The sequence below is a fragment of the Bradyrhizobium sp. AS23.2 genome, from assembly GCF_001908185.1.
GTDB lineage: Bacteria > Pseudomonadota > Alphaproteobacteria > Rhizobiales > Xanthobacteraceae > Bradyrhizobium.
The window spans coordinates 1-877 of the sequence record NZ_LGHM01000329.1; the positions used below are offsets into that span (position 1 = coordinate 1).

At 58.7% G+C, this 877-nt stretch carries 2 protein-coding genes; one reads left to right on the plus strand and one right to left on the minus strand.

What is annotated here, in order from left to right:
* Positions 1-114, plus strand: a 114-nt coding sequence (locus AC630_RS41895; RefSeq protein ID WP_074124293.1) for a transposase domain-containing protein, incomplete at its 5' end; no start/stop codon positions are given.
* A 134-nt stretch (positions 115-248) separates the two neighbouring features.
* Here AC630_RS41895 and AC630_RS41900 read toward each other — a convergent pair.
* A complete protein-coding gene (locus tag AC630_RS41900; protein WP_074124295.1) occupies positions 249-455 on the minus strand; it encodes a hypothetical protein in 207 nt (68 codons plus the stop codon).
* Positions 456-877: the final 422 nt, after the last annotated feature.

Here is an 877-nt window from a genome sequence, read left to right on the forward strand (position 1 = left end):
CTTGCCTACTTAACCGACGCGCTCACCAGGATCGTCAATGGCCATCCGAATAGCGACATCGATCAGTTGCTGCCGTGGGCATATTGCCGCCACGACCTCAAAGCTGTGGCCTGAAAACAGCGCTTACCCCCTACGGGTGGGCACGCGTGTTGGTTTCGTTGCACTGCAAAAAGAAGGCGCGGCGCACGGCATCCTGTGCGCGGGGGCTTAACCCAACCAACGGCATGTTTTGCTGTGACGCATCCACGCTAGCCGCGCCGGAAGATCTGGCCCCTCTCAGCCGCGAGAGCGAGTTCTGTCCACTCGCTGGCAAGCTTCGACCAACCATCTCGATCGACTTGGTTGAGGCTGCGAGCCGCCTCCGCGCGGCAGTCTGCCGCCTCCTTATAAAATTGCTGAGCAGACGAGGTTATCTTGGAATAGTGCGAGAGCTCACCGGGTGCCTTGGTCTTCATCGTTGCCTCGGCGCTTAGGACGCGCCCCTCTGCGGAGCCGCACAGGCAACGCGATCCCAAAGTCACCGTTCCTATTTGCGGCTCAGGCCCTTGAACGAGCTCGCTCGAAGCAAACCTTCGGAGGTAATGTCGCGGTACTCGATATCGGCGTAACCGGATCGCCCCGCGATTGAGCGGCTGAACCTGGCGTTCGTCTGCAAGCTGTCTCGGCATTTATTCCGGTCTAACGCTTGAGTGAGCACAGGTGGTCACCAACAGCATGATCCGGCTGCATTGCCAATCGGATCCCAACATTGGTTCATAGACTCCATGAGGAGTACCGATGGCCATTGTCCCTGTCGGAAACCTAATCCAGCTGGCCCGTGAGGCCGAATCGCGCAATGCTTCTGTCTCATGAGAGAAGCCTACAGCCTGGTCTGGTC

Coding starts and splice junctions, on each gene's coding strand:
- AC630_RS41900 (WP_074124295.1), bottom strand. CDS start 455: ATGAAGACCAAGGCACCCGGTGAGCTCTCGCACTATTCCAAGATAACC.